The sequence below is a fragment of the Mycobacterium saskatchewanense genome, from assembly GCF_010729105.1.
GTDB lineage: Bacteria > Actinomycetota > Actinomycetes > Mycobacteriales > Mycobacteriaceae > Mycobacterium > Mycobacterium saskatchewanense.
In genome coordinates, this window is record NZ_AP022573.1 from 2080724 (window position 1) to 2106087 (window position 25364).

Here is a 25364-nt window from a genome sequence, read left to right on the forward strand (position 1 = left end):
AAGTTTCCTCAGCCGACAGGCATTCCGCGACGAAGCACACCGCGGTCTGGCCGCACACAATCTGAATGGAGTGGTTGTGCCCGGTCGTGTCGAAATCGATAACGTCCAGCCCGTCGTTTCCTGCGGCGCGTACCCGGCCAAGGCTGTGGTCGGTGAGGTCATCCCGGTCAGCGCTGCGGTGTGGCGCGAGGGCCACGATGCCGTCGCGGCGACACTGGTCGTCCGCTATCTGGGCCCGCGTTATCCACAGGTCGGCGAAACCCGTCGGATCAAGGCGGTGCAGGCGCCGGAAAAGCCGCTCGAGACTCGGGCCACCGAGACCGCGGAGCAGCCGCGCATCAAGCCGCTGCTGTTTCCCATGACCGAGGGACTCGAGCCCTACGTCTTCCACGGCCAGTTCACCCCCGACCGGGTGGGGCTGTGGACGTTCCGGGTCGACGGATGGGGTGACCCGATCGAAACCTGGCGGCACGGCCTGGTCGCCAAGCTCGACGCAGGCCAGGGCGAATCCGAGTTGTCCAACGATCTGCTGGTCGGGGCCGCGCTGCTCGAACGCGCCGCGACCGGTGTGCCGCGCGCGCTGCGCGGGCCCCTGCTGGAGGCGGCTACGGCGCTGCGGAGACCCGGGGATCCGGTGAGCCGCACCGCGCTGGCCCTGTCCGGGCAGATCGAGGAGCTTCTGGCCACCTACCCGTTGCGCGACCTGGTCACCCGCGGCGAACAGTACGGGGTCTGGGTGGACCGACCGCTGGCCCGCTTCGGCTCGTGGTACGAGATGTTTCCGCGGTCCACCGGCGGCTGGGACGCCGACGGCAACCCGGTGCACGGCACCTTCACCACCGCGATAGAGCAGCTTCCGCGCATCGCGGGGATGGGGTTCGACGTCGTCTACCTGCCGCCAATCCATCCGATCGGCAAGATACATCGCAAGGGCCGCAACAACTCTCCCACCGCCGCACCCGGGGACGTCGGTTCGCCATGGGCGATCGGCAGCGACGAGGGTGGCCACGACGCCGTCCACCCCGCCCTGGGCACCATCGAGGACTTCGACCGCTTCGTCGCCGCGGCACGCGACCTGGGCATGGAGGTGGCGCTAGACCTGGCACTGCAGTGCGCGCCAGATCACCCGTGGGCGCGCGAACATCGCAATTGGTTCACCGAATTGCCCGACGGCACCATCGCTTACGCGGAGAACCCGCCGAAGAAGTATCAGGACATCTATCCCCTGAACTTCGACAATGACCCCGCCGGGCTCTATGACGAGGTGCTCCGGGTGGTTCGGCACTGGATGGACCACGGCGTCAAGTTCTTTCGGGTGGACAACCCGCACACCAAACCGCCGAACTTCTGGGCGTGGCTGATCGGTCAGCTCAAGGCCGCCGACCCCGACGTGCTCTTCCTCTCCGAGGCATTCACCCCGCCCGCGCGCCAGTACGGCCTGGCCAAGCTGGGATTTACGCAGTCCTACAGCTATTTCACCTGGCGCACGGCCAAGCAGGAGCTCACCGAATTCGGCGAGGCCATCGCCGCCGCGGCGGACTTCCGGCGCCCGAACCTGTTCGTCAACACCCCCGACATCCTGCACGCGATACTGCAGCACAACGGCCCGGGCATGTTCGCGATCCGTGCGGTCCTCGCGGCGACGATGGGCCCGGCGTGGGGCGTGTACTCGGGTTACGAGCTGTTCGAACACCGGGCCCTTCGGGAGGGCAGCGAAGAGTACCTGGACTCAGAGAAGTACGAACTGCGGCCCCGCGATTTCGCGGGCGCGCTGGCCGAGGGACGTTCGCTGGAGCCGTTCATCGCGCGGCTCAACGCGATCCGCCGCCTGCATCCCGCGCTGCAGCAGTTGCGCACGATTCATTTCCACAGCGTGGACAACGACGCAATGCTGGCCTACAGCAAGTTCGACCCGGAAACCGGTGACTGCGTCCTCGTGGTCGTGACGCTGAACGCGTTCGGGCCCGAAGAAGCGACGCTGTTTTTGGATATGGCGGCTTTGGGTATGGAACCCTATGAGCGCTTCTGGGTCCGTGACGAGATCACCGGCCAAGAATTCCAATGGGGCCAGAACAATTACGTCCGGCTCGATCCGGCTCAGACGGTCGCCCACATCATCAATATGCCGCTGGTGCCCCACGAATCGCGCATGAAGCTGCTCCGCAGGCCACCAAAGGGACCGGAGGGATTGTGATATGAGCCAAGCCGACCAACTCGCCGGCACGCACCTGGCACCGGACGCCGACGACCTGTCGCGCCTGCTTGCCGGCACGCACTTCAACCCGCATGGCGTCCTGGGCGCGCACGAGTACGGCGACCACACCGTCATCCGGGCGTACCGCCCCCATGCGACGGAGGTCGTCGCCCTCGTCGGCGAGGAGCGTTTTCCGCTGCAGCACATCGACTCGGGTCTGTTCGCCGTCGAATTGCCGTTCGCCAACTTGATCGACTACCGGTTGCAGGTCACATACGACGGCGCCGAGCCCTACGTCGTCGCCGACGCGTACCGTTTCCTTCCCACGCTGGGCGAGGTCGACCTGTTCCTGTTCGGGGAGGGCCGACACGAGCGGCTGTGGGAAGTGCTTGGCGCGCACCCGCGCTCGTTCACGACCCCGGACGGCGTGGTCGACGGCGTGTCGTTCGCCGTGTGGGCGCCCAACGCGAAGGGCGTCACGCTGATCGGTGAGTTCAACGGCTGGACCGGCAACGAGGCCCCCATGCGATCGCTGGGATCGTCGGGGGTGTGGGAGCTGTTCTGGCCCGGCTTCCCGATCGGAGGGCTCTACAAGTTCCGCGTGCATGGCGCCGACGGCATCGTGACCGAACGGGCCGACCCGATGGCCTTCGCCACCGAGATCCCACCGCACACCGCGTCGCGCGTGACGCGCAGCGAGTACACCTGGAACGACGCCGACTGGCTGACCCAGCGCGTGCAGCGCAACCCCGTCTTCGAACCGATGAGCACCTACGAGGTCCACCTGGGCTCGTGGCGACCCGGCCTCAGTTACCTGCAACTTGCCCGCGAGCTCACGGATTACGTTGTCGAACAAGGCTTTACCCATATCGAGTTGCTGCCGGTGTCCGAGCACCCGTTTGCCGGATCGTGGGGCTACCAGGTCACGTCATACTACGCGCCGACGTCACGCTTCGGCACGCCCGACGAATTCCGCGCGCTGGTCGACGCCCTGCATCAGGCCGGCATCGGCGTCATCGTGGACTGGGTGCCGGCGCACTTTCCGAAGGACGCGTGGGCGTTGGGACGGTTCGACGGCACCGCGCTCTACGAGCACTCCGATCCCAAGCGGGGCGAGCAGCTCGATTGGGGTACCTACGTATTCGACTTCGGCCGGGCCGAGGTGCGCAACTTCCTGGTCGCCAACGCGCTGTACTGGCTCGAGGAGTACCACGTTGACGGCCTGCGCGTGGACGCGGTGGCGTCCATGCTCTACCTGGACTACTCGCGGCCCGCGGGTGGGTGGACGCCCAATGTCTACGGCGGGCGGGAAAACCTCGAAGCCGTGCAGTTCTTACAGGAGATGAACGCAACGGCGCACAAGACCGCACCGGGTATCGTCACCATCGCCGAGGAGTCGACGTCGTGGCCGGGCGTTACCCGCCCGACAAGCCTTGGCGGCCTTGGCTTCTCGATGAAGTGGAACATGGGCTGGATGCACGACACGCTTGACTACCTCAGCCGCGACCCGATCCACCGCAGCTACCACCACGGCGAGATGACCTTCTCGATGCTCTACGCGTTCAGCGAGAACTACGTGCTGCCGATCAGTCACGACGAGGTGGTGCACGGCAAGGGCACGCTGTGGGGGCGCATGCCCGGCAACAACCACACCAAGGCCGCGGGCTTGCGCAGCCTGCTGGCCTACCAGTGGGCTCACCCGGGCAAGCAACTGCTGTTCATGGGGCAGGAATTCGGGCAGCGCGCCGAATGGTCCGAACAGAGCGGCCTGGACTGGTGGCAGCTCGACGAGCAGGGCTTCTCCAACGGGATTTTGCGCCTGGTTCGCGACATTAACGCCATCTACCGCGGCCACCCCGCCCTGTGGAGCCAGGACACCATTCCCGACGGCTACTCCTGGATCGACGCCAACGATTCGGCCAACAACGTGCTGAGCTTCCTGCGTTACGGGAGCGACGGCTCTGTGATGGCCTGCGTGTTCAACTTCTCGGGCAGTGAGCACAGCGGTTACCGGCTGGGCCTACCGTACGCCGGCCGCTGGCGGGAGGTGCTCAACACCGACGCGACCGACTACAACGGGGCCGGCATCGGCAACATGGGCGGCGTCGATGCCACCGAGGATCCCTGGCACGGACGCCCGGCCTCGGCGGTGCTGGTGTTGCCGCCCACGTCGGCGTTGTGGCTCAAGCCTGAGTAGCCGGCTGCTAGAGGTCGATCCACTCGCCGTGGGCGGCGGTTCGTAGCACATCGCTGATGCCGACGGCGTCGTAGGTCGCCGCGAATTCGTCTGCGCTCTCGCTGAAGTGGGCCCAGCCGTCGACGTGGGCGGGAATCACGGCCTTGGCGCCGAGTATCTCGGCGGCGGCGGCGGCACGCGCCGCTGTCAGCGTCAGGGGTCGGCCTCGCTCCTTGGCCGGCACCCTCGCGGCCCCCGCGAACAACACCGCGACGTCGATCGTGCCGATTCGGTCGGCGACGTCCTTGACGACGCGCATCGAGGCGTTGTCGCCGCTGATGTACACCGTGGGCAGGCCGGGCCCGGATAGCACGAACCCCGTCACCTCGCAGTTGACGTGGCCGCTCGCATCGCGTTGCCCGTCCGCGGGGCCGTGGACCGCCGGGACAGCCTGCACCGCAAGTGATCCCGACCCGCCGGGCAGATCATACGACTGCCACGCCGCGAGCCCCACCGAAGGTGGCCCCAACCGGTCCGCCGCGCCGGGGTTGGTGAGCACCAGCGGCGCGGCCAGCGCCATGCGGCGGCCGTCGTCGTCCAGGTTGTCGGGATGCTGGTCGTGGCTGATCAACACCGCGTCCACTGCCCCCAGCGCCTCGGCGCTCACCGCGGGCCCGGAGAGCTTGGTCAGGTAGGCATGCTCACCGGGCGGATCGAAGGTCGGGTCCATCACGAGCCGGCGGCCCGCGATGTCGATGACGGTCGTCGGACCGCCCAGCACACTGATCGCACAGGTACGTCGCTGCGCATTGACTCGGTCATTCATGCCATTACTCAAACATTCTTACCGCAGTTTTGCCAATACGGTTCGGCCACCGACGTTTTCGCCGGGCCGCGGTCTGCCGATCCCCGCCGTCACGCGTGGTGGGCATCGGCCGCGGCAACACGCTCGCGTGAGAAGCCGCGCTTACCAGTGGTAGCGAACACGTCGTGGCAGCCGCATCCAGCCAGACGCAGAATTGGCCTGTGACAACGAAGACGCGCCTACCGTTGCTGCCGCCCGAATGCTTGAACGCGGACCAGAAAGACCTGTACGACGATATGGCGGAAGTGATCGAGGCCAATTTCGGGGAGCTCGTCGCCCGGCGCGACGACGGTGCGCTGATCGGTCCCTTCAACGGGTGGTTGCACTTCCCGCACTTCGGCGCCCCCGCATGGGCCTTCAACCGGTCACTATGGGAACACGCTGTATTGCCCTCCGCCATACACCAACTCATAATCCTAGTGACCGCCGCCAAGTTCGGGGCGCGCTACGAGATCTACGGTCACGAGTACTTCGCGAAGCGGGCGGGGCTTGCCGAGCGCAAAATCGCGACCATTGTCGCCGGCCAACGCCCCAGCGACCTCAGCCACGACGAGGGTGTCGCCTACGACATGGCGGCGGCGCTCAATCGCGGCGCGCCGCTGCCCGAGACCACTTACCAGGCGGCGCTGAGGACGTTCGGCGCAGACGGACTTGCCGAAATCGTCTTTCTGGTCGGCTGCTTCTCGATGGTCGCCGTCACGCTCAACGCGTTCGATGCCTCGGTGCCCGGACGCGAGGAGCAGCTCAATTAGCGATTCTCAAAGGCGGAGCCCGAGTGTCAATCATCTCCTGCGATATGCGCCAAGGCCGCAGCAACGCACAGAAACGTGCCTTGGCCGGGGGCCTCATCGCCGCAGCGCAAACCGCGACCGGCAACCGCTACGCCCTGGGGAATCGGTCTGGAACTGGCGTTGTGCTGCGATCGGCGCGTCATGTCGGATTCCATGGCGCAGTTCAGCGCCGGCCCCTCCTGCGCCTAGGCCGCGGCCAAGAAGTGCATCGACGGCACCGAGGACCACAAGATCGGCATGAACTCGTTCATCGAGCGGGGGCTCGGGAAGGCGGAGTTCGCCGGCCGCTGAACGGGATGCGGGCCCACCGCGCCCCAACGAACTTCAGTACAGCGCGTTTGCCAGATTGCGCCGGCCGGCGACCACCTCAGGATCGGCGGGGTCGAAGAGTTCGAACAGCTCGATCAGCCGGGTGCGCACCTTTGTGCGCTCGTCGCCGGATGTGCTGCGCACCAAGGCGATCAGGCGCTGGAACGCGCCGGCCACGTCCTGGTTGAGGATCTGGACGTCGGCGGCGGCGAATGCGGCGTCGATGTCACCTGGCGCGGCGTCGGCAACGGCGACGGCGTCGGGGTGTTGTGCGGTGGCGCGCGAAAGGAAGTCGATCTGGCGGATCGCGCCCTTGGCCTCGGCGCTGGCCGGATTGGCGTCGAGGATCGACTGATACGACGCCCTCGCGGCGTCGAAGTCGCCCGTTTCGAGTTGCTGACGAGCCATTTCCAGCTCGGGGTCGACCGCCTGCTCCTCGCTGGATCCGCTTGGGCCCCTGAGCTTTCCGGCCGTTGCGGAAATCAGCGAGTCCACCCAGCGGCGCAACTGGTCGGGCGGTTGCATCCCCTGGAAGCTCGATAGCGGTTGGCCGGCGGCCAGCGCCACCACGGTGGGGACCGCCTCGATGCCGAAGATCTGCGCCACCCGCGGGGCCACGTCGACGTTGACCGTCGCCAGCGACCACGTGCCTTTGTCCTCCGCGGCCAGGGCGGACAGCATGTCGACCAACTGAACGCACGCCTCGCTGCGCGGGGACCACAGCAGGACAACGACCGGCACCTCGTCCGACCGCACGAGGACTTCGGCCTCGAAATTGGCCTCGGTGATCTCCGTGGTACCGGGAGGGGGCGATGGCTGGCCTTGAGCTCCGCCCGCCGGCGCCGCCTGCTGGGCTCGCTGCTTGAGAGCGGACAGGTCGACCGCACCGGCCATTGCGGGCCCGATTGGGGGTCGCGGACGCGTCACGCCGACAAGTTTGTCATGCGGATCGCCCGCCGATCCACCCGGTGTGACCGGCGATCACCGAGGGCGAAATCGCGCCGCGAAGAGCGGCTCAACCAGCAACTATGACACAAATCACAAAATTGGCTCATCCGCATCCCGCCGGAGCCACCGAGCAAACGCTTGGCCGGGCTAGCCGGCCCGCAGGATCAGGGCGTCGCCCTGCCCACCCGCCCCGCAGAGGGCCGCAACGGCGTAGCCGGAGCCCCGGCGCTTGAGCTCCAACGCCGCGTGCAGGGCGATCCTGGCCCCGGACATGCCAATCGGGTGCCCCACGGCGATGGCGCCGCCGTTGGCGTTCACCAGGTCCGGGTCGACACCCAGTTCGCGTGTCGAGGCGAGCGCGACCGCCGCGAACGCCTCGTTGATCTCGATCACGCCCAGCTGGTCGACGGAGATGCCCTCGCGGCCGATCGCCTTCTTGATCGCGTTGGCGGGCTGCGACTGCAGGGTCGAATCCGGGCCGGCCACCACGCCGTGGGCGCCGACCTCGGCCAGCCAGGAAAGCCCCAGCTGCTGCGCCTTTTCCTTCTTCATCACCACGACCGCAGCCGCGCCGTCGGAGATCTGGGAGGCCGACCCCGCGGTGATGGTGCCGTCGCGGCGGAATGCTGGCTTCAGGCCGCCCAGCGACTCGACCGTGGTGTCGGCGCGGATTCCCTCGTCCTCGGCGAACTGCAGCGGCTCACCCTTGCGCTGCGGGACGTCGACCGGTACCACCTCGTCGGTGAAGACGCCGTCCTTCCACGCCGCGGCGGCCCGCTGGTGGGACCGGGCGGCGTACGCGTCCTGCTCCTCGCGGGTGAACTTGTCGACGTCGTTGCGCTGCTCGGTGAGCGCGCCCATCGGCTGGTCGGTGAACACGTCATGCAGGCCGTCGTAGGCCATGTGGTCCAGCACGGTGACGTCGCCGTACTTGTAGCCCGCGCGGCTGTCCATCAGCAAATGCGGCGCCCTGGTCATCGATTCCTGGCCGCCGGCCACCACGACGTCGAACTCCCCGGCGCGAATGAGCTGGTCGGCAAGAGCGATCGCGTCGATCCCGGACAGGCACATCTTGTTGATGGTCAGCGCCGGAACGTCCCAGCCGATACCGGCCCCCACCGCGGACTGCCGCGCCGGCATCTGGCCGGCCCCGGCCGTCAGGACCTGACCCATGATCACGTAGTCGACCGCAGATGCGGGCAGATTGGCCTTCCGCAGCGCGCCGGAGATCGCGATCGCGCCGAGATCACTCGCCGAGAAATCCTTCAGCGAGCCCATCAATTTGCCGATGGGTGTCCGTGCTCCAGCAACGATCACCGACGTGGTCATGAGTTCCTCCTGGATGTGCGCGGACGGCGGGATCCCGATCCCCGGAGAGGCGGAATCTTTGCCGTCAGGTTACCGTGGTGTGATGACGACCGATCAAGTTGACGCCCGTCAGGTCCTGGCCACCGCGCTGGTGACGGCGATCGATCACGTCGGCATCGCAGTCGCCGACCTGGACGCGGCAATCGCCTGGTATCACGACCACCTCGGCATGATTCTGGTGCACGAGGAAGTCAACGACGACCAGGGGATCCGGGAAGCCATGCTAGCGGTGCGGGGCGCGCCGAGCGGCACCGCGCAGATCCAGCTGATGGCACCCATCGACGACTCGTCGACCATTGCCAAGTTCCTCGACAAGCGCGGCCCGGGCATCCAGCAGATGGCCGTGCGGACCAGCGACCTCGACGGTCTCAGCGAGCGCCTGCGGTCCCAGGGGGTGCGCCTGGTGTACGACGCGCCCCGGCGCGGCACGGCGAACTCGCGAATCAACTTCATCCACCCCAAGGATGGCGGCGGGGTCCTCATCGAGCTGGTCGAACCGGCCGCTTAGCACCGCCCGTCAAGACCACCGCCGGGTTGGGCCGCGCGTCGCGCGGTGACTCCAGCATGGCGTGTGCCAGTGCCTTCGATCTTCGGCTCCGCCGAGCGTCGAATCCGTCGGCCAGACCACCAGGTGCGCTGTTCCGTAACGGATTTCGTGATCGCACCCGGGACAGCGGTAGACCTTGACGGCACGAGCCGCAACGACCGGACGGACCTCGTACTCGTGACCGTCGGGGCCGATCTCGATGCGGCGGGGGGCGGGCAGCGGTGGGAGCGGCACCTGCCGGCGTGACGGCCTGCGACCCCGAGCCATGCGGCTCATTCTAGTCGGGAGACCGTCAGAACAGCCGGTACTCGTCGCTGTCCATTCCTCGCATCTGATCGTAATCCAAAGTGATGCAACGGATTCCGCGGTCGACCGCAAGCGTACGCGCCTGGGGTTTGATCTGCTGAGCGGCGAACACTCCGCGCACCGGCGCGAGGACGGTGTCCCGGTTGAGCAACTCCAGATATCGGGTGAGCTGCTCCACGCCGTCGATCTCGCCCCGGCGCTTGACCTCGACCGCGACACAACCACCGCGTTCGTCACGGCACAAGAGGTCGACCGGGCCGATGGCGGTCATGTACTCGCGGCGGATCAGCGTGTATCCCTCACCCAGCAATTGGACGTGCTCGGCGAGCAACGCCTGCAGGTGCGCCTCGACGCCGTCCTTGACCAGGCCGGGGTCCACCCCGAGGTCGTGGCTGGAGTCGTGCTCGATCTCCTCGACGGTGATTCGCAACTGCTCACCCGCTTTGTTCTCCACCACCCAGACAGGCGCCTCACGACTGGGGTCTTCGCTCAGCCAGCACGGCGGGCTCATCCAGTTCAGCGGCTTGTAGGCACGGTCGTCGGCGTGCACGCTGACCGAACCATCGGCCTTGAACAGCAGTAGCCTGCGCGCCGACGGCAGGTGCGCGGTGAGTCGGCCGACGTAATCGACGGTGCACTGGGCAATCACTAGACGCACCCGACTCACCTTAGAGCGTGACCGACAAATTAGGCTGGCGCCACCATGTCGGCTAAGACGTCCGTGGCACAGCGCATCGGCCGGGTGCTGGAGACGGTGACCCGTCAGAGCGGCCGGCTGCCGGCGACCCCCGCGTATGGCTCGTTGCTGCTCGGCCGGGTCTCCGAAAGCCAACAGCGCCGACGGATACGCATTCAGCTCATCCTGACCGTCCTGGTGCTCGGGGCGAACCTGATCGGCATCGGCGTCGCGCTGCTGATAGTGACGGTGGCCATTCCGGCTCCGAGCGTGTTCGACGACGCACCACTGTGGATCACGTTCGGGGCCGCGCCCGCCTATATCGCGCTCGCGCTTGCGGTGGGTACGTACTGGATCACCCGCCGAACCGTGCTCTCGCTGCGCTGGGCGATCGAGGAACGCCAGCCCGACCGCGACGACGAGCGCAATGTCTTCTTGGCCCCGTGGCGACTCGCCGTCGTCGACCTCATCCTGTGGGGTACCGGCACGGTGGTGCTGACCACCCTGTACGGCCTCGTCAACACGATGTTCATCCCCCGATTCCTGGTCGCGGTGACGTTCTGCGGCGTCCTGGTCGCCACAGGCAGCTATCTGCTCGCCGAGTTCGCGCTGCGCCCGGTCGCGGCGCAGGCGCTGGAGGCGGGACCCCCGCCGCGGCGGTTGGCGTCCGGCATCATGGGCCGCACCATGCTGGTCTGGTTCCTCGGTTCGGGCGTGCCCGTCATCGGCATCGGCCTGCTGGCGACCTTTGTGATCCTCATGCGGAACCTGACCGAGACCCAGTTCGCGGTCGGCGTGCTGATCGTGTCATTCGCCACCTTGATCTTCGGCTGCCTCCTCATGTGGATCCTCGCCTGGCTCACCGCCACACCGGTGCGGGTGGTGCGCGCGGCGCTCCAGCGCGTCGAACAGGGCGACTTGCGCGGAGACCTGGTGGTTTTCGACGGCACCGAGCTGGGCGAGCTGCAACGTGGCTTCAACGCGATGGTCAATGGACTGCGCGAGCGCGAACGCCTGCGGGATCTCTTCGGCCGCCACGTCGGACGCGAGGTCGCCCTGGCCGCCGAACGGGAGCGGCCGAAACTGGGCGGCGAAGAACGGCACGTCGCCGTGGTGTTCATCGACATCATCGGCTCCACCAAGCTGGTGACCAGCCGGCCTGCGGCCGAAATCGTGCAGCTGCTCAACCGGTTCTTCGGCATCATCGTGGAAGAGGTGGACCGCCACTGCGGTCTGATCAACAAGTTCGAGGGTGACGCGACGCTGGCCATCTTCGGCGCTCCGAATCACCTCGACAGCCCGGAGGATCGGGCGCTGGCCGCCGCCCGCTGCATCGCCGATCGGCTGCGCAGGGAAATCGACGAGTGCCGGGCCGGCATCGGGGTGGCGGCGGGTCAGGTGGTCGCCGGCAACGTCGGCGCCCGAGAGCGGTTCGAGTACACCGTGATCGGCGAGCCGGTCAACGAGGCGGCCCGGCTCTGCGAGCTGGCCAAGGGGGAGCCGACCCTCCTGTTGGCGACCGCGACCACCGTACAGGGGGCGGGTGAAAGTGAGCGCGCGCGTTGGACTTTGGGCGACACCGTGACTCTCCGGGGCCACGACCAACCCACCCGCCTGGCCCTCCCGCTGGGAGAAGCCGAGTGTCAGTGAGCGTCACGCGTGGCGCAGCACCAGCAATTCGCCGGTGAGCGTTCCGTTCCCAAGCAACTCGCCGATCGTCGAACTCTGCCCTTCGGCCAGTTGCCAGGCCCGCGCGCCCCGTGCCGGCCGGCGAGTGCGTCACAGCCCGGCGCCAAACGGCGGCCGTCGCGGCAACGTCGCGATCGAACGGCGCACAACTGAAATCGGTCAGCACCAGCGGCGCGCGTCGGCCGCCCACCCGAGTTCTCCGACCATGGCACCGCATTGTCGAATACGCAAGGGCCCGGCCATATTTCGCATCGACCGTCAGGACGCACGCCGCTGCACAGCCCGAACTCCATCCGTTTCGGGCAACCCGACTCCGCGGTTGACGCCGCCGCTTCACGCATGACCATGTGCTGTGGCTTGTACCCGCGCCGGCGTCCGCAAGCGCACCGCGGGGCTCAAAGGCTTAGCTTTGGCCACGAGTGGGTAGATGGGCTAAGAACAACGGCTTCGAGGGAAGTTGGGTACAGACATGACCGCTAGTGGAACTATCCGCCGGGTTTCCGTCGCCGCAGGAGTGGCCGCGGCACTCACCCTGAGCACGCTGACCGCGGGATGCTCGGGCGACAAGAACAAGAGCCCGTCGACCTCGACCGTGACCACGACCGTCACGCCGCCGTCCAGCGTGACGACGACGGCTCCTACGGCCACCAGCCCCGCCGCACCGGGGGCGCCGGGCCAGAGCGTGGGACCCGGCGGCGCGTCGACGGCCGTCCCGGGCGGTGGCGCCGGCGCCGGGCCCGGTGGCGCAAGCGCGGGCGTGCCAGGCGCCGGAGCTTCGGCCGGACCCGGTGGTGCCGGGGCCTGCGCCGGGCCCGTCTGCGTGGGTACGCCTCCCGGGCCCTAACGGCAGGCGCCTCACCGGTCATCGGACCGCGACTGCGGTGCGCGCGGGTGTAGCCGCGCGCACCAGCAGTGCGACCAGGACCGCGCCGGCCGACAGCAGCGCACCGACGAACCACACCGTCGCCGGCCAGCCGCCGACACCGAAGATCAGACCGCCGAGCGCGCCGGCCACCGAGCCGCCCACGTAGTAGCTGAACAGGTACAGGCCGGAAGCCTCGGCGCGGTCGCGATGCGCCACGGCGCCCACCCAGCCGCTGGCAACGGTGTGAGCGGCGAAGAACCCACCGGTGAACACGCCGGCGCCGACGACGATCGCGCCGAGAGTGGGCGGGACGGTGAGCAACAGGCCGAGCGCGGTGATGGGCAAGGCCCCGCACAGAACGATCGAGCGCCCCCTGCGGTCGGCGAGGCGGCCCGCCGCGATCGACGTCCAGGTGCCCACGAGGTACAACAGAAACAGCAAGCCGACCGCCGAGGATGTCAGCCCGAACGGCTGGGCGGCCAGTCGATAACCCAGGTAGTTATACACGGTCACGAATCCGCCCATGAGCGCGAAACCCAGCGCGAAAAGCTTGAGCAGCACCGGGTTTCGCACGTGTGCGGCAATGCTGCGTGCGGTGGCCCGGACGCTCGCCGCCTTCGGGGTGAAGAACCGGGATCGCGGCACCAGCGCCGCGAACACCACGGTGCCCGCGAGCGTCGTCAAGGAAGACGCCAGCAGCGCCACTCGCCAATTGGTGACGTCGACGAGCAGAGCCGGGACGATTCGGCCCACCAGGCCCCCCACCGTGGTGCCCGCGATGTAGCGGCCCATCGCCGCACCGAGCGACGAGGCGTGCACCTCCTCGGCGAGGAACGCCATCGCCACAGCGGGGATCCCCGCGAGCGCGACGCCGTGCAACGCCCGGCCGGCAAGCAAGACGCCGAGCGTGGGACTGAACGGCAACAACAGTCCGATGACGGTCGCCGCCACGCCGGAAGTCAGCATCACGGGGATCCGCCCGTAGCGCTCGGAGAGGACGCTCGCCGGGATGATGGATAAGGCCAGCATGCCCGTGGTCAAGGAGACGGTCAGCGCCGACGTGGCCGCAGTGATCCGGTAGCTCATCGACAGCGCGGGGAGCAGGGCCTGGGCGCAGTACATCGCGGCGAAGCTGGCCAGACCGGCGCCGTACAGCGCCGCGGTGATGCGCCGGAATTCGCCGGTTCCGGCGCGGATCGCAACGTGTTGGGGCATACCATCGATGCTCCGCCCGGTCCGCTTCGAACGGAAATGAATCGATCGCCGGTTTATCATGCCCTAACTGCATTAGTGGAGGCGGTCGGCGTGGCGGATGGTGACTACGAGTGGTTCGTCACACTCGCGGAGCTGGAACATGTCACGGCGGCGGCCGACCAGCTGCATCTCGCCCAGCCAACGCTCACCCGGATGCTCGCGCGCCTGGAGCGGCAACTGGGCGTCGCACTGTTCGATCGCCACGGCCGGCGACTCGCGCTCAACACCTACGGGCGGATTTTCTACGAACACGCGCGCCGGGCGCAGTTGGAACTGGACTCGGCCAGGCGCGCGATCGACGACCTGAGCAATCCGTCCGTGAGTGAGATCCGGCTGGGCTTCCTGGGCTCGTTCGGGTCGACGGTCGTGCCGCGGCTGATCGCCGGGTTCAAGGCGACCTCGCCGCGAGTGAACTTCACACTCCACGAGGGCGCCGCCGAATCGATCGGTGACCTGGTCCACTCCGGGTCGGTTGACATCGGGGTGGTGTCACCCCGGTCACGGAAGCCAAATCTCGCGTGGCGCAGCCTGTTTCGTCAGCGGCTCGGTGTCGCGGTCCCCCGTGGCCACCGGTTGTCGAACGCGGCGGCGGTCTCCATGACCGACCTGGCCGACGAGCCCTTCGTCGCGATGCACCCCGGTTTCGGCATGCGACGGCTGCTCGATGAGCTGTGCGCCGCGGCGCAGTTTCGCCCGCGAATCGTCCTGGAATCGGCAACCCTGAGCACGACCAGCGGCTTGGTGGCCGCCGGACTGGGCATCAGCCTGTTGCCAATCGACGGCAGTGAGCACCCGCACGGCGTCGGCGTGCTGCGGCTCGCCGACGCCGACGCCTACCGCGAGGTGGGGATGATCTGGGATTCCGCTCGGCCCTTGTCCAGACCGGCCCGGGATTTCATCGCCGCCGCCGCGGCTCTTGAGGGCTGAAGTAGACCGGCGACTGCCGTGTCGTTTTTCCGCTAGTTTTGTCGGCCGACTGGTGTCACTGTGGAGACGTGCACGCAGACTTCGAACGCTGTTACCGGGCCGTCCAGTCCAAGGACGCCCGGTTCGACGGCTGGTTCGTCACCGCCGTGCTGACCACGCGGATCTACTGCCGCCCCAGCTGCCCCGTCCGGCCGCCCTTCGCCCGCAACGTGCGGTTTTATCCAAGCGCGGCAGCCGCTCAGCGAGCGGGTTTCCGTGCCTGCAAGCGGTGCCGCCCCGACGCCTCCCCCGGTTCCCCCGAGTGGAACGTCCGGGGCGATGTCGTCGCGCGAGCGATGCGACTGATCGCCGACGGCACCGTCGACCGCGAGGGCGTCGGGGGCCTCGCCGCCCATGTCGGCTACACCACCCGCCAGTTGGAGCGGCTGCTGCAGGCCGAGGTCGGCGCCGGACCGCTGGCCCTCGCCCGGGCACAGCGGGCCCAGACCGCCCGCGTCCTGATCGAAACCACGGACCTCCCGTTCGGGGACGTGGCGTTCGCCGCCGGATTTTCGAGCATCCGCCAATTCAACGACACCGTGCGGCTCGTGTTCGAGGCCACGCCGTCGGCGCTCAGGGGGCGGGCGGCCGGCCGGTTCGGGTCCGACACCGCTTCCCCTGGTGCGGTATGCCTCCGGCTGCCGGTGCGCACGCCATTCGCCTACGACGGCGTCTTCGGCCACCTGGCCGCCGCGACCGCGCCCGGCTGCGAGGAAATCCGCGACGGCGCCTACCGGCGCAGCCTGCGGCTTCCCCGCGGGACCGCGGTGGTCACCCTGGCGCCCGCAGTCGACCATGTCCGGTGCGCGTTGGTACTGGACGACTTCCGCGACCTCACGACGGCCATTGCCCGCTGTCGCCGGCTGCTGGATCTCGATGCCGACCCCGAGGCGGTGGTCGAAGCGCTGTCCGGCGACCCCGACTTAGGGCCGGTGGTGAGAAAGGCTCCCGGGCAGCGCATTCCGCGCACAGTCGACGAGTCGGAACTGGCCGTGCGCGCGGTGCTGGGCCAACAGGTGTCCACCAAGGCCGCGCGGACTCACGCAGGGAGGCTGGTCGCCGCCTACGGGCAGCCGATCCACGATCCCGGAGGGGGGCTGACGCACACCTTCCCGTCAGTCGATCAGCTCGCCGCGATCGATCCCGCCCATCTGGGGGTCCCCGAGGCCCGTCGACGCACGCTGCGGGCCTTGATCGGCGGCCTCGCCGACGGCAGCCTGGCGCTGGATGCAGGAAGCGACTGGGACAGCGCCCGCACGCAGTTGCTCGCGGTGCCGGGAATCGGCCCATGGACCGCCGAGGTGATTGCGATGCGCGGGCTGGGCGACCCGGACGCTTTCCCCGCCAGCGACCTCGGCCTGCGGCTTGCCGCTGACCGACTCGGCCTGCCGGCCGACCGGCGACACTTGGTCGAACACAGCGCGCGTTGGCGTCCGTGGCGCTCGTACGCCACCCAGCACCTTTGGACCACCCTCGATCATCCGGTTAACCACTGGCCACCACAGGAGGTCGCATGATCACCTATCGCATCATCGACAGCCCGATCGGACCTCTGACCCTGGCGGGACGGGACTCGGTTCTGGCCCACCTCCGGATGGTCGACCAGACCTACGAACCCAGCCGCGCTGACTGGACGCCCGACCCGAAGGCTTTCGAAGACGTCGTCGAGCAACTCGCGGCATACTTCGCCGGCGAGCTCACCGACTTCGATATCGCAATGGACCTGGGGGGCACCGAGTTTCAGCGGCGCGTCTGGACGGCGCTCCGGACGATCCCCTACGGGGAAACCCGGTCCTACGGACAGATCGCCGAACAGATCGGCGCCCCAGGTTCCGCGCGGGCGGTGGGCCTGGCCAATGGGCGCAATCCCGTCGCAATCATCGTCCCGTGCCATCGCGTGATCGGCGCCGGCGGAAGCCTTACCGGTTACGGCGGGGGACTCGATCGCAAGCGGACCCTGCTCGGCCTGGAAAAGCGTCGCGCATCGGCGAATGCGCATCTGACTTTGTTCGATTAGCAGGCGGATCAAGAATGCAAAAACACCCCCGCGAGGCGGGGGTGTTTTTGTATATGTTCGGCGGTGTCCTACTTTTCCACCCGATAGGGCAGTATCATCGGCGCTGACAGGCTTAGCTTCCGGGTTCGGAATGGGACCGGGCGTTTCCCTGTCGCTGTGGCCGCCGTAACTCTATTTAAATTTGGGTATCGGTGGGGGGTGTGGTGTCCACGCCAATAATAGCGCGGGTCTGAATTGTGGTTGCGATTGTGTAGTAAGTTTTCGGCCGGTTAGTGCCAGTTCCCTGCACCCATTACTGGGCTTCCAGGTCTGGCCTATCGAACCCGTAGTCTGCGGGGGGCCTTATCCCTCTAAAAGGGTGAGAAACCTGATCTTGGAGAAGGTTTCCCGCTTAGATGCTTTCAGCGGTTATCCTGCCCGAACGTGGCTATCCAGCGGTGCTCCTGGTGGAACAACTGGTATACCAGAGGTTCGTCCGTCCCGGTCCTCTCGTACTAGGGACAGGTTTCCTCAAGTTTCTGACGCGCGCGGCGGATAGAGACCGAACTGTCTCACGACGTTCTAAACCCAGCTCGCGTGCCGCTTTAATGGGCGAACAGCCCAACCCTTGGGACCTGCTCCAGCCCCAGGATGCGACGAGCCGACATCGAGGTGCCAAACCATCCCGTCGATATGGACTCTTGGGGAAGATCAGCCTGTTATCCCCGGGGTACCTTTTATCCGTTGAGCGACACCCCTTCCACTCGGGGGTGCCGGATCACTAATCCCGACTTTCGTCCCTGCTTGACTTGTAAGTCTCGCAGTCAAGCTCCCTTGTGCATTTACACTCAACACCTGATTGCCGTCCAGGTTGAGGGAACCTTTGGGCGCCTCCGTTACATTTTAGGAGGCAACCGCCCCAGTTAAACTACCCACCAGGCACTGTCCGTGAACCCGATAAGGGTTCGACGTTAGGTGTCCAATACGATCAGAGTGGTATTTCAACAACGACTCCACCTCAACTGGCGTTGAGGTTTCACAGTCTCCCACCTATCCTACACAAACCGTACCGAACACCAATACCAAGTTGTAGTGAAGGTCCCGGGGTCTTTTCGTCCTGCCGCGCGTAACGAGCATCTTTACTCGTAGTGCAATTTCGCCGAGTCTATGGTTGAGACAGTTGAGAAGTCGTTACGCCATTCGTGCAGGTCGGAACTTACCCGACAAGGAATTTCGCTACCTTAGGATGGTTATAGTTACCACCGCCGTTTACTGGGGCTTAAATTCTCCGCTTCACCTTACGGTTAACGGGTCCTCTTAACCTTCCAGCACCGGGCAGGCGTCAGTCCGTATACATCGTCTTGCGACTTCGCACGGACCTGTGTTTTTAGTAAACAGTCGCTTCTCACTGGTTTCTGCGACCGGATCCCGCTCCCAGCGCAGGCTGTTCACGGTGTTCCGGCCCCCCTTCTCCCGAAGTTACGGGGGTATTTTGCCGAGTTCCTTAACCATAGTTATCTCGTACGCCTTGGTATTCTCTACCTGACCACCTGTGTCGGTTTGGGGTACGGGCCGTGTATGAGCTCGCTAGAGGCTTTTCTTGGCAGCAGAGGATCACCGAATTCGCCTCAATCGGCTATGCATCACCTCTCAGGAATATGAGCGACGGATTTGCCTATCGCTCTCCCTACAGGTTTGCCCCAGTATTACCACTGACTGGTACGGCTACCTTCCTGCGTCACCCCATCGCTTGACTACTACCAGCGAAGGTCCCATGCAGCCCCGAACCTTCACGCCCCCGAAGGGGAATGATCGGTCCGGTTTTGGATGGTTAGTACCACTGATTCATCAGGGACGCGCATACACGGGTACGGGAATATCAACCCGTTGTCCATCGACTACGCCTGTCGGCCTCGCCTTAGGTCCCGACTCACCCTGGGCGGACTGGCCTGGCCCAGGAACCCTTGGTCTTACGGCGGGCAAGGTTCTCACTTGCCTTATCGCTACTCATGCCTGCATTCTCACTCCCCCACCCTCCACCACCGGTCACCCGGGGGCTTCGCTGAATGGGGGACGCTCCCCTACCCAACCTTACGGTTGCCGCGGCTTCGGCGGTGTGCTTGAGCCCCGCTACATTATCGGCGCACAATCACTTGACCAGTGAGCTATTACGCACTCTTTCAAGGGTGGCTGCTTCTAAGCCAACCTCCTGGTTGTCTTTGCGACTGCACATCCTTTTCCACTTAGCACACGCTTAGGGGCCTTAGCCGGCGATCTGGGCTGTTTCCCTTTCGACGTACGGAGCTTATCCCCCGCCGTCTCACTGCCACGCTATACACCACGGCATTCGGAGTTTGGCTGACGTCAGTAACCTAGTAGGGCCCATCGGCCATCCAGTAGCTCTACCTCCGTGGTGAAACACGCAACGCTGCACCTAAATGCATTTCGGGGAGAACCAGCTATCACGGAGTTTGATTGGCCTTTCACCCCTACCCACAGCTCATCCCCTCAGTCTTCAACCTAAGTGGGTTCGGGCCTCCACGCGGTCTTACCCGCGCTTCACCCTGGCCATGGGTAGATCACTCCGCTTCGGGTCCAGAACATGCCACTACACCCCAAAGGGGATGCGCCCTATTCAGACTCGCTTTCGCTGCGGCTACCCCACACGGGTTAACCTCGCGACATGTCCCTGACTCGCAGGCTCATTCTTCAAAAGGCACGCCATCACCCCACAAGGAGGCTCTGACGGATTGTAGGCGCACGGTTTCAGGTACTCTTTCACTCCCCTCCCGGGGTACTTTTCACCATTCCCTCACGGTACTAATCCGCTATCGGTCATCGAGAAGTATTTAGGCTTACCGGGTGGTCCCGGCAGATTCACAGCAGATTCCACGGGCCCGCTGCTACTCGGGAATTGATACGAGGTAGGTGTCGGGTTTTCGCGTACCGGGCTTTCACCGTCTACGGCAGACCGTCCCAGGCCATTTCCGCTAACCACAACACTTTCTAACTACCCCCCAGCCAGGTAGAGCTGAGATGTATCAATCCCACAACCCCGCACACACAACCCCTACCCGGTATCACATGTGTGCGGTTTAGCCTGATCCGCGTTCGCTCGCCACTACTGACGGAATCACAATTGTTTTCTCTTCCTACGGGTACTGAGATGTTTCACTTCCCCGCGTTACCTCCCGTATCCTATATATTCAGATACGGGTAACACGACATCACTCGTGCTGGGTTTCCCCATTCGGAAATCCTCGGATCAACGCTCGGTTGACAGCTCCCCGAGGCATATCGCAGCCTCCCACGTCCTTCATCGGCTCTCGATGCCAAGGCATCCACCATGCGCCCTTAAGCACTTACTTACACAAAAATCAAAAGAAATTACACAAGATGAACACGCGCCGCTAAGGGCAACGCATCCATCTAGATGCTCGCAACCACTATCCAATACTCAAACACCACACCCCACCACCAAGATGGGGGGACTCCACACGGACTTGGCCGAGTGTTGTCTCAGGGCCCAATAGTGTGTCTGGCCATTCGCTTGTTGTCGTGCACCCGGCTCCCGCCCACTACAGGCGAGAACCCCTCACGGCTCACACCCCACCAGTTGGGGTGTTTCTCGTGGTGCTCCTTAGAAAGGAGGTGATCCAGCCGCACCTTCCGGTACGGCTACCTTGTTACGACTTCGTCCCAATCGCCGATCCCACCTTCGACAGCTCCCTCCCAAAGGGTTAGGCCACTGGCTTCGGGTGTTACCGACTTTCATGACGTGACGGGCGGTGTGTACAAGGCCCGGGAACGTATTCACCGCAGCGTTGCTGATCTGCGATTACTAGCGACTCCGACTTCACGGGGTCGAGTTGCAGACCCCGATCCGAACTGAGACCGGCTTTAAAAGGATTCGCTTAACCTTGCGGCATCGCAGCCCTTTGTACCGGCCATTGTAGCATGTGTGAAGCCCTGGACATAAGGGGCATGATGACTTGACGTCATCCCCACCTTCCTCCGAGTTGACCCCGGCAGTCTCTCACGAGTCCCCGGCATTACCCGCTGGCAACATGAGACAAGGGTTGCGCTCGTTGCGGGACTTAACCCAACATCTCACGACACGAGCTGACGACAGCCATGCACCACCTGCACACAGGCCACAAGGGAACCGACATCTCTGCCGGCGTCCTGTGCATGTCAAACCCAGGTAAGGTTCTTCGCGTTGCATCGAATTAATCCACATGCTCCGCCGCTTGTGCGGGCCCCCGTCAATTCCTTTGAGTTTTAGCCTTGCGGCCGTACTCCCCAGGCGGGGTACTTAATGCGTTAGCTACGGCACGGATCCCAAGGAAGGAAACCCACACCTAGTACCCACCGTTTACGGCGTGGACTACCAGGGTATCTAATCCTGTTCGCTCCCCACGCTTTCGCTCCTCAGCGTCAGTTACTGCCCAGAGACCCGCCTTCGCCACCGGTGTTCCTCCTGATATCTGCGCATTCCACCGCTACACCAGGAATTCCAGTCTCCCCTGCAGTACTCTAGTCTGCCCGTATCGCCCGCACGCTCACAGTTAAGCCGTGAGATTTCACGAACAACGCGACAAACCACCTACGAGCTCTTTACGCCCAGTAATTCCGGACAACGCTCGCACCCTACGTATTACCGCGGCTGCTGGCACGTAGTTGGCCGGTGCTTCTTCTGCAGGTACCGTCACTTGCGCTTCGTCCCTGCTGAAAGAGGTTTACAACCCGAAGGCCGTCATCCCCCACGCGGCGTCGCTGCATCAGGCTTGCGCCCATTGTGCAATATTCCCCACTGCTGCCTCCCGTAGGAGTCTGGGCCGTATCTCAGTCCCAGTGTGGCCGGACACCCTCTCAGGCCGGCTACCCGTCGTCGCCTTGGTAGGCCATCACCCCACCAACAAGCTGATAGGCCGCGGGCCCATCCCACACCGCAAAAGCTTTCCACCAAAAGGCATGCGCCTAAAGGTCCTATCCGGTATTAGACCCAGTTTCCCAGGCTTATCCCGAAGTGCAGGGCAGATTGCCCACGTGTTACTCACCCGTTCGCCACTCGAGTATCTCCGAAGAGACCTTTCCGTTCGACTTGCATGTGTTAAGCACGCCGCCAGCGTTCGTCCTGAGCCAGGATCAAACTCTCCAAACAAAAACTCCTCGAAACCGAGGTGAATTCAAATCAGAGATACCTGACAAGACGCCAAAAACTGGCATCAATACGGCCACACCCACACACGGGGGGTGCTAGGCGTGGCCAAAAAAACAACAACAAACTTATTAACCAAACACACTATTGAGTTCTCAAACAACACTTGTTCTGCCCGTTTTGGGGCAACCCTGCCAGCTTAATACGAACTTGGCTGAGGCGTCAAGTCCCAATTTGGTCATCTTCGTGGGTGACCGCTTCGGGGCAGCCGTGCCAGGCTAGTACCGATCCGGTGAGGGAGTCAAGCCCCGGTCTCGGTCTCCTTCGAGTGATGACCGCGCCTGTGGGGCACTGACTTTCACTACTGTACCCGCTCGATCTCCGCTCCCAAAATCGCCAGGTTTTCCACGAACAACGGGTAGCCCCGATCGATGTGAAACACGTCGTGGACCTCGGTGTCACCGTCGGCGACCAAACCGGCCAATACCAGGCCTGCGCCAGCGCGGATGTCCGAACACCACACCGGTGCGCTCGACAATTGCGGCAGTCCCCGGACGACGGCGTGATGCCCGTCGGTGCGGGCGTCCGCGCCGAGCCGGATCATTTCCTCGACGAACCGGAACCGGGCCTCGAAGACGTTCTCCGTGATCATCGACGTGCCGTCGGCGATCGAGGCCAGTGCGATCGCCATCGGCTGCAGGTCCGTCGGGAATCCAGGGAACGGCAGCGTGGCGACGTTGACGGCCTTCGGCCGTTCGTACTGCGTCACGCGGAAGCTGTTGTCGGTCTGGGTAACGGTGGCGCCGGCGTCGTGCAACTTGTGCAGCACTACCTGGAGGTGGGCGGGGTCGACACCGGTCACCGAGATGTCCCCACGCGTCATCGCAGCCGCGATCCCCCACGTGGCACCGACGATGCGGTCCCCGATCACGCGGTGTTCGGTCGGGTACAACCGCGGCACGCCGGTGATGGTCATGGTGGGTGACCCCGCGCCTTCGACCTGCGCACCCATCTGGTTGAGCATCGTGCACAGGTCGACGACGTCGGGCTCGCGCGCCGCGTTGTGGATGGTTGTCACGCCCTCGGCGACGACGGCGGCCATCAGGATGTTTTCGGTTGCTCCGACCGAGGGGAACTCCAGCTGGATCTCGGCGCCGCGCAACGTGTCCGCCTGGGCGACCACGCAGCCGTGCTCGATGTTGCATTGCGCGCCCAACTGCCGCAGCCCCGCCTGGTGCATATCCAGCGGCCGCGACCCGATCGCGTCCCCGCCGGGGAGCGCGACCCTGGCCCGCTTGCACCGGCCGACCAGCGGTCCGAGTACGCAGACGGAAGCGCGGAATTGCCGCACCGCCGCGAAGTCCGCGTCGTATTTCGGCTCGTCGGGCGAGGTGATGCGGGCGACGTCCCCGTCGAGTTCGACCGTGGCGCCCAGGCCGCGCAAGACCTCCGCCATGAGCGGCACGTCAAGGATGTCGGGGCAGTTGGTAATTGTGCTGGTGCCCTCGGCCAAAAGCGTCGCGGCCATGAGTTTCAGCACGCTGTTCTTGGCGCCCCCCACTGCGACTTCGCCGGATAACCGGTTGCCGCCGGTCACCACGAATCGCTCAGCCACCCGCGCAAGTCTAGTGAAGCGGTATCGGCTTGTCAGTCAGGTGACGCGCCTCGCCGAGTACGGTTTGCTCATGGCAGTGCACTTGACCCGCATCTATACGCGGACGGGCGACGACGGAACCACGGGGTTGAGCGACTTCTCCCGGGTCTCCAAGAACGACCCCCGCCTGGTCGCGTACGCGGACTGCGACGAGGCCAATTCCGCCATCGGCGTCGCCGTCGCATTGGGTCGGCCCGACGACAAGATCGCCGGCGTGCTCCACCAGATCCAGAACGAACTGTTCGACGCGGGCGCGGACCTGTCCACTCCCGTCGTTGAAAATCCCCAATACCCCCCGCTCCGCGTCACCCAGCCCTACATCGATCGGCTCGAAGGGTGGTGTGACGAATACAACGAGTCGCTGTCGGCCCTGAATTCGTTCGTGCTGCCGGGAGGTTCGCCGTTGTCGGCGTTGCTGCACGTCGCGCGCACCGTAGTGCGCAGGGCGGAGCGCTCGGCTTGGGCCGCGGTCGAGGCAGCGCCGGATTCGATGAGCGCTCTGCCGGCCAAGTACCTGAACCGGCTGTCGGACCTGCTGTTCATCCTGGCGCGCGTCGCCAACCCCGACGGCGATGTGCTGTGGAGCCCCGGGGGGAAGCCGGGCGGCGACGGACCGGGCGCGGTTTGACCGGTGCCGGTGTCTCTTTGTTCGGCGCCGAGCCCGCGGGGATGGCGTCGAGCCGGCGCTCAGACACACTTTTGCCCGGGCGGATTCATACGGTCAGCGCACGCTTGGGCGAGGGAGGCCACCGCCTGAATTTCGGGTACCCCCGAAGGGCTCAGACGCTGCGGCGGCGTGCGCGCGGCGAGGGACGGGATTCCAGCCAGGACAAGAAGGCGGTCAATGCGCCGCGGTCGAGCGCCAGCTCGTAGCCGGGCCTGCGTTCCTGCGTCGTGTCGCGCAACTCGAGCACCACGATTTCGTCGGTCATGATGTCGAATTCGTCGCCGCGCGGCGGCCTCCGGCAAACGATCTCCACTCCCCTGCGGCTGAGCCGCCGGTCCGGCCACAGCCGCAGACTGGACAGCCGGTAGAACGCTGCTTCCCCGCCCCGGTACCGGATGACACCGTGCCGCCAACCGTGACCGCCGACGGCGGGAATGTCGCGCATGATCCCCGCCGTACCGCCCTGGCGGAGCTTCCACAACCGGTAGCTGAGAGCAAGGACCGCCACCGCTAACACCACAACGAGCACGGCCATGCCAATCATGGGCGCGCTCATCGAGCGTTAGTCGATCGCGCCGACGGCGCGCAATCTGGCGCGGCCCCGCGCCGCAATGCGCGGGTCGTCGGACTCGGAATCCTCGCGCGCGGAGCTCTCGTCGATCTCCGACTCGAACGCGGCGGACTCGGCCAGAATGGTGACCGACTCCTCAGTGACCGACAGGAATCCGCCGTCGATCGCTACGCGCAGGTCGTCCTCGCCTTCCCGCTCGACGCGCACCATCGCGTCGTCGACCAACTGTGCTACCAGCGGGATGTGGCGCGGCAGGATGCCGATCTCGCCGACGGTGGTGCGGGTGAACAGAAACGTTGCCTCACCCGACCAGATCTCCCGGTCAACGGCGACTATCTGGACATTCAAATCCGCCATGCCA

19 protein-coding genes and 3 rRNA genes are annotated in these 25364 nt (G+C 65.4%); 10 read left to right on the forward strand and 12 right to left on the reverse strand.

Going from position 1 to position 25364, the window contains the following annotated elements; all coding sequences use genetic code 11:
* The first annotated feature begins 76 nt into the window (after nt 1–76).
* Together G6N56_RS09545 and glgB are read left to right on the forward strand one after the other, a co-directional pair.
* Nucleotides 77–2194: an alpha-1,4-glucan--maltose-1-phosphate maltosyltransferase gene (locus G6N56_RS09545; protein WP_211287383.1), complete on the forward strand. Its 2118-nt coding sequence runs from the start codon at nt 77–79 to the stop codon at nt 2192–2194.
* A 1-nt stretch (nt 2195) separates the two neighbouring features.
* The gene (gene glgB / locus G6N56_RS09550; RefSeq protein ID WP_085255446.1) at nt 2196–4391 is read left to right on the forward strand and encodes a 1,4-alpha-glucan branching protein GlgB; all 2196 of its coding nucleotides are present in this window, start codon (nt 2196–2198) and stop codon (nt 4389–4391) included.
* Nucleotides 4392–4398: 7 nt separating this feature from the next.
* Here glgB and G6N56_RS09555 read toward each other — a convergent pair whose 3' ends face one another.
* Nucleotides 4399–5196, reverse strand: a complete 798-nt coding sequence (locus G6N56_RS09555) for an MBL fold metallo-hydrolase (protein ID WP_085255447.1) — start codon at nt 5194–5196, stop codon at nt 4399–4401.
* 164 nt (nt 5197–5360) lie between these two features.
* Between G6N56_RS09555 and G6N56_RS09560 the strand changes: the two genes are divergently transcribed.
* Nucleotides 5361–5987 carry a carboxymuconolactone decarboxylase family protein gene (locus G6N56_RS09560; RefSeq protein WP_232069258.1) on the forward strand — a complete coding sequence of 209 codons (627 nt, stop codon included), beginning with the start codon at nt 5361–5363 and terminating at the stop codon, nt 5985–5987.
* Nucleotides 5988–6350: 363 nt separating this feature from the next.
* Here the strand turns inward: G6N56_RS09560 and G6N56_RS09565 are convergent, their stop codons facing one another.
* On the reverse strand, nt 6351–7262 hold the full coding sequence (locus G6N56_RS09565; protein WP_085255449.1) for a tetratricopeptide repeat protein: 912 nt from the start codon (nt 7260–7262) through the stop codon (nt 6351–6353).
* A 168-nt stretch (nt 7263–7430) separates the two neighbouring features.
* Nucleotides 7431–8612 carry an acetyl-CoA C-acetyltransferase gene (locus tag G6N56_RS09570; protein ID WP_085255450.1) on the reverse strand — a complete coding sequence of 394 codons (1182 nt, stop codon included), beginning with the start codon at nt 8610–8612 and terminating at the stop codon, nt 7431–7433.
* Nucleotides 8613–8691: 79 nt separating this feature from the next.
* On the opposite strand from G6N56_RS09570, the gene mce reads away from it, so the two are divergent.
* A complete protein-coding gene (gene mce, locus G6N56_RS09575) occupies nt 8692–9159 on the forward strand; it encodes a methylmalonyl-CoA epimerase (RefSeq protein WP_163645100.1) in 468 nt (155 codons plus the stop codon).
* 9 nt (nt 9160–9168) lie between these two features.
* Here the strand turns inward: mce and G6N56_RS28975 are convergent, their stop codons facing one another.
* Together G6N56_RS28975 and nucS are read right to left on the reverse strand one after the other, a co-directional pair.
* Nucleotides 9169–9465, reverse strand: a complete 297-nt coding sequence (locus G6N56_RS28975; protein ID WP_085255528.1) for an Rv1322 family protein — start codon at nt 9463–9465, stop codon at nt 9169–9171.
* 25 nt (nt 9466–9490) lie between these two features.
* Nucleotides 9491–10162 carry an endonuclease NucS gene (nucS, locus tag G6N56_RS09585; RefSeq protein WP_085255452.1) on the reverse strand — a complete coding sequence of 224 codons (672 nt, stop codon included), beginning with the start codon at nt 10160–10162 and terminating at the stop codon, nt 9491–9493.
* 45 nt (nt 10163–10207) lie between these two features.
* On the opposite strand from nucS, the gene G6N56_RS09590 reads away from it, so the two are divergent.
* Nucleotides 10208–11830 (forward strand): adenylate/guanylate cyclase domain-containing protein, encoded by a 1623-nt coding sequence (locus G6N56_RS09590; protein ID WP_085255453.1) that lies wholly within the window; start codon nt 10208–10210, stop codon nt 11828–11830.
* Between the two features lie 508 nt (nt 11831–12338).
* Nucleotides 12339–12713 (forward strand): hypothetical protein, encoded by a 375-nt coding sequence (locus G6N56_RS09600; RefSeq protein ID WP_142280566.1) that lies wholly within the window; start codon nt 12339–12341, stop codon nt 12711–12713.
* An 18-nt stretch (nt 12714–12731) separates the two neighbouring features.
* Here G6N56_RS09600 and G6N56_RS09605 read toward each other — a convergent pair whose 3' ends face one another.
* A complete protein-coding gene (locus tag G6N56_RS09605) occupies nt 12732–13949 on the reverse strand; it encodes an MFS transporter (protein WP_085255454.1) in 1218 nt (405 codons plus the stop codon).
* A gap of 90 nt (nt 13950–14039) precedes the next feature.
* On the opposite strand from G6N56_RS09605, the gene G6N56_RS09610 reads away from it, so the two are divergent.
* The 3 genes from G6N56_RS09610 (at nt 14040) to G6N56_RS09620 (ending at nt 16971) form a co-directional block, all read left to right on the forward strand.
* Complete coding sequence (locus tag G6N56_RS09610) at nt 14040–14915, forward strand: LysR family transcriptional regulator (protein WP_085255529.1); 876 nt, start codon at nt 14040–14042, stop codon at nt 14913–14915.
* Nucleotides 14916–14983: 68 nt separating this feature from the next.
* Entirely contained in the window at nt 14984–16471 is a 1488-nt protein-coding gene (locus G6N56_RS09615) for a DNA-3-methyladenine glycosylase 2 family protein (protein ID WP_085255455.1), read from the forward strand.
* Entirely contained in the window at nt 16468–16971 is a 504-nt protein-coding gene (locus G6N56_RS09620) for a methylated-DNA--[protein]-cysteine S-methyltransferase (protein ID WP_085255456.1), read from the forward strand. The genes G6N56_RS09615 and G6N56_RS09620 overlap by 4 nt, the downstream gene beginning before the upstream one ends.
* Nucleotides 16972–17026: 55 nt before the next feature.
* Here the strand turns inward: G6N56_RS09620 and rrf are convergent.
* From rrf to murA, 4 genes are all read right to left on the reverse strand, one after another.
* Nucleotides 17027–17139: ribosomal RNA gene (rrf, locus tag G6N56_RS09625) — 5S ribosomal RNA — on the reverse strand.
* Between the two features lie 81 nt (nt 17140–17220).
* Nucleotides 17221–20318, reverse strand: a 23S ribosomal RNA gene (locus G6N56_RS09630).
* A gap of 276 nt (nt 20319–20594) precedes the next feature.
* Nucleotides 20595–22114 (reverse strand): 16S ribosomal RNA (locus G6N56_RS09635).
* The 16S, 23S and 5S rRNA genes sit together here, the layout of an rRNA operon.
* A 358-nt stretch (nt 22115–22472) precedes the next feature.
* The gene (murA, locus tag G6N56_RS09640; protein WP_085255457.1) at nt 22473–23726 is read right to left on the reverse strand and encodes a UDP-N-acetylglucosamine 1-carboxyvinyltransferase; all 1254 of its coding nucleotides are present in this window, start codon (nt 23724–23726) and stop codon (nt 22473–22475) included.
* Nucleotides 23727–23796: 70 nt separating this feature from the next.
* Here murA and G6N56_RS09645 point away from each other — a divergent pair, with 70 nt between their 5' ends.
* Nucleotides 23797–24393: a cob(I)yrinic acid a,c-diamide adenosyltransferase gene (locus G6N56_RS09645; protein WP_085255530.1), complete on the forward strand. Its 597-nt coding sequence runs from the start codon at nt 23797–23799 to the stop codon at nt 24391–24393.
* 151 nt (nt 24394–24544) lie between these two features.
* On the opposite strand, the gene G6N56_RS09650 is transcribed toward G6N56_RS09645, so the two are convergent.
* Together G6N56_RS09650 and G6N56_RS09655 are read right to left on the reverse strand one after the other, a co-directional pair.
* Complete coding sequence (locus G6N56_RS09650) at nt 24545–24988, reverse strand: DUF2550 domain-containing protein (RefSeq protein ID WP_085255458.1); 444 nt, start codon at nt 24986–24988, stop codon at nt 24545–24547.
* A 6-nt stretch (nt 24989–24994) separates the two neighbouring features.
* The gene (locus G6N56_RS09655; RefSeq protein ID WP_085255459.1) at nt 24995–25360 is read right to left on the reverse strand and encodes a F0F1 ATP synthase subunit epsilon; all 366 of its coding nucleotides are present in this window, start codon (nt 25358–25360) and stop codon (nt 24995–24997) included.
* Nucleotides 25361–25364: the final 4 nt, after the last annotated feature.

What these genes read in the sequence shown, in the direction of transcription:
- glgB (WP_085255446.1), top strand. Translation starts at nt 2,196, where the DNA reads ATGAGCCAAGCCGACCAACTCGCCGGCACGCACCTGGCACCGGACGCC.
- G6N56_RS09555 (WP_085255447.1), bottom strand. Translation starts at nt 5,196, where the DNA reads ATGAATGACCGAGTCAATGCGCAGCGACGTACCTGTGCGATCAGTGTG.
- G6N56_RS09570 (WP_085255450.1), bottom strand. Translation starts at nt 8,612, where the DNA reads ATGACCACGTCGGTGATCGTTGCTGGAGCACGGACACCCATCGGCAAA.
- G6N56_RS28975 (WP_085255528.1), bottom strand. Translation starts at nt 9,465, where the DNA reads ATGGCTCGGGGTCGCAGGCCGTCACGCCGGCAGGTGCCGCTCCCACCG.
- G6N56_RS09590 (WP_085255453.1), top strand. Translation starts at nt 10,208, where the DNA reads ATGTCGGCTAAGACGTCCGTGGCACAGCGCATCGGCCGGGTGCTGGAG.
- G6N56_RS09600 (WP_142280566.1), top strand. Translation starts at nt 12,339, where the DNA reads ATGACCGCTAGTGGAACTATCCGCCGGGTTTCCGTCGCCGCAGGAGTG.
- G6N56_RS09605 (WP_085255454.1), bottom strand. Translation starts at nt 13,949, where the DNA reads ATGCCCCAACACGTTGCGATCCGCGCCGGAACCGGCGAATTCCGGCGC.
- G6N56_RS09620 (WP_085255456.1), top strand. Translation starts at nt 16,468, where the DNA reads ATGATCACCTATCGCATCATCGACAGCCCGATCGGACCTCTGACCCTG.
- G6N56_RS09645 (WP_085255530.1), top strand. Translation starts at nt 23,797, where the DNA reads ATGGCAGTGCACTTGACCCGCATCTATACGCGGACGGGCGACGACGGA.
- G6N56_RS09650 (WP_085255458.1), bottom strand. Translation starts at nt 24,988, where the DNA reads ATGAGCGCGCCCATGATTGGCATGGCCGTGCTCGTTGTGGTGTTAGCG.
- G6N56_RS09655 (WP_085255459.1), bottom strand. Translation starts at nt 25,360, where the DNA reads ATGGCGGATTTGAATGTCCAGATAGTCGCCGTTGACCGGGAGATCTGG.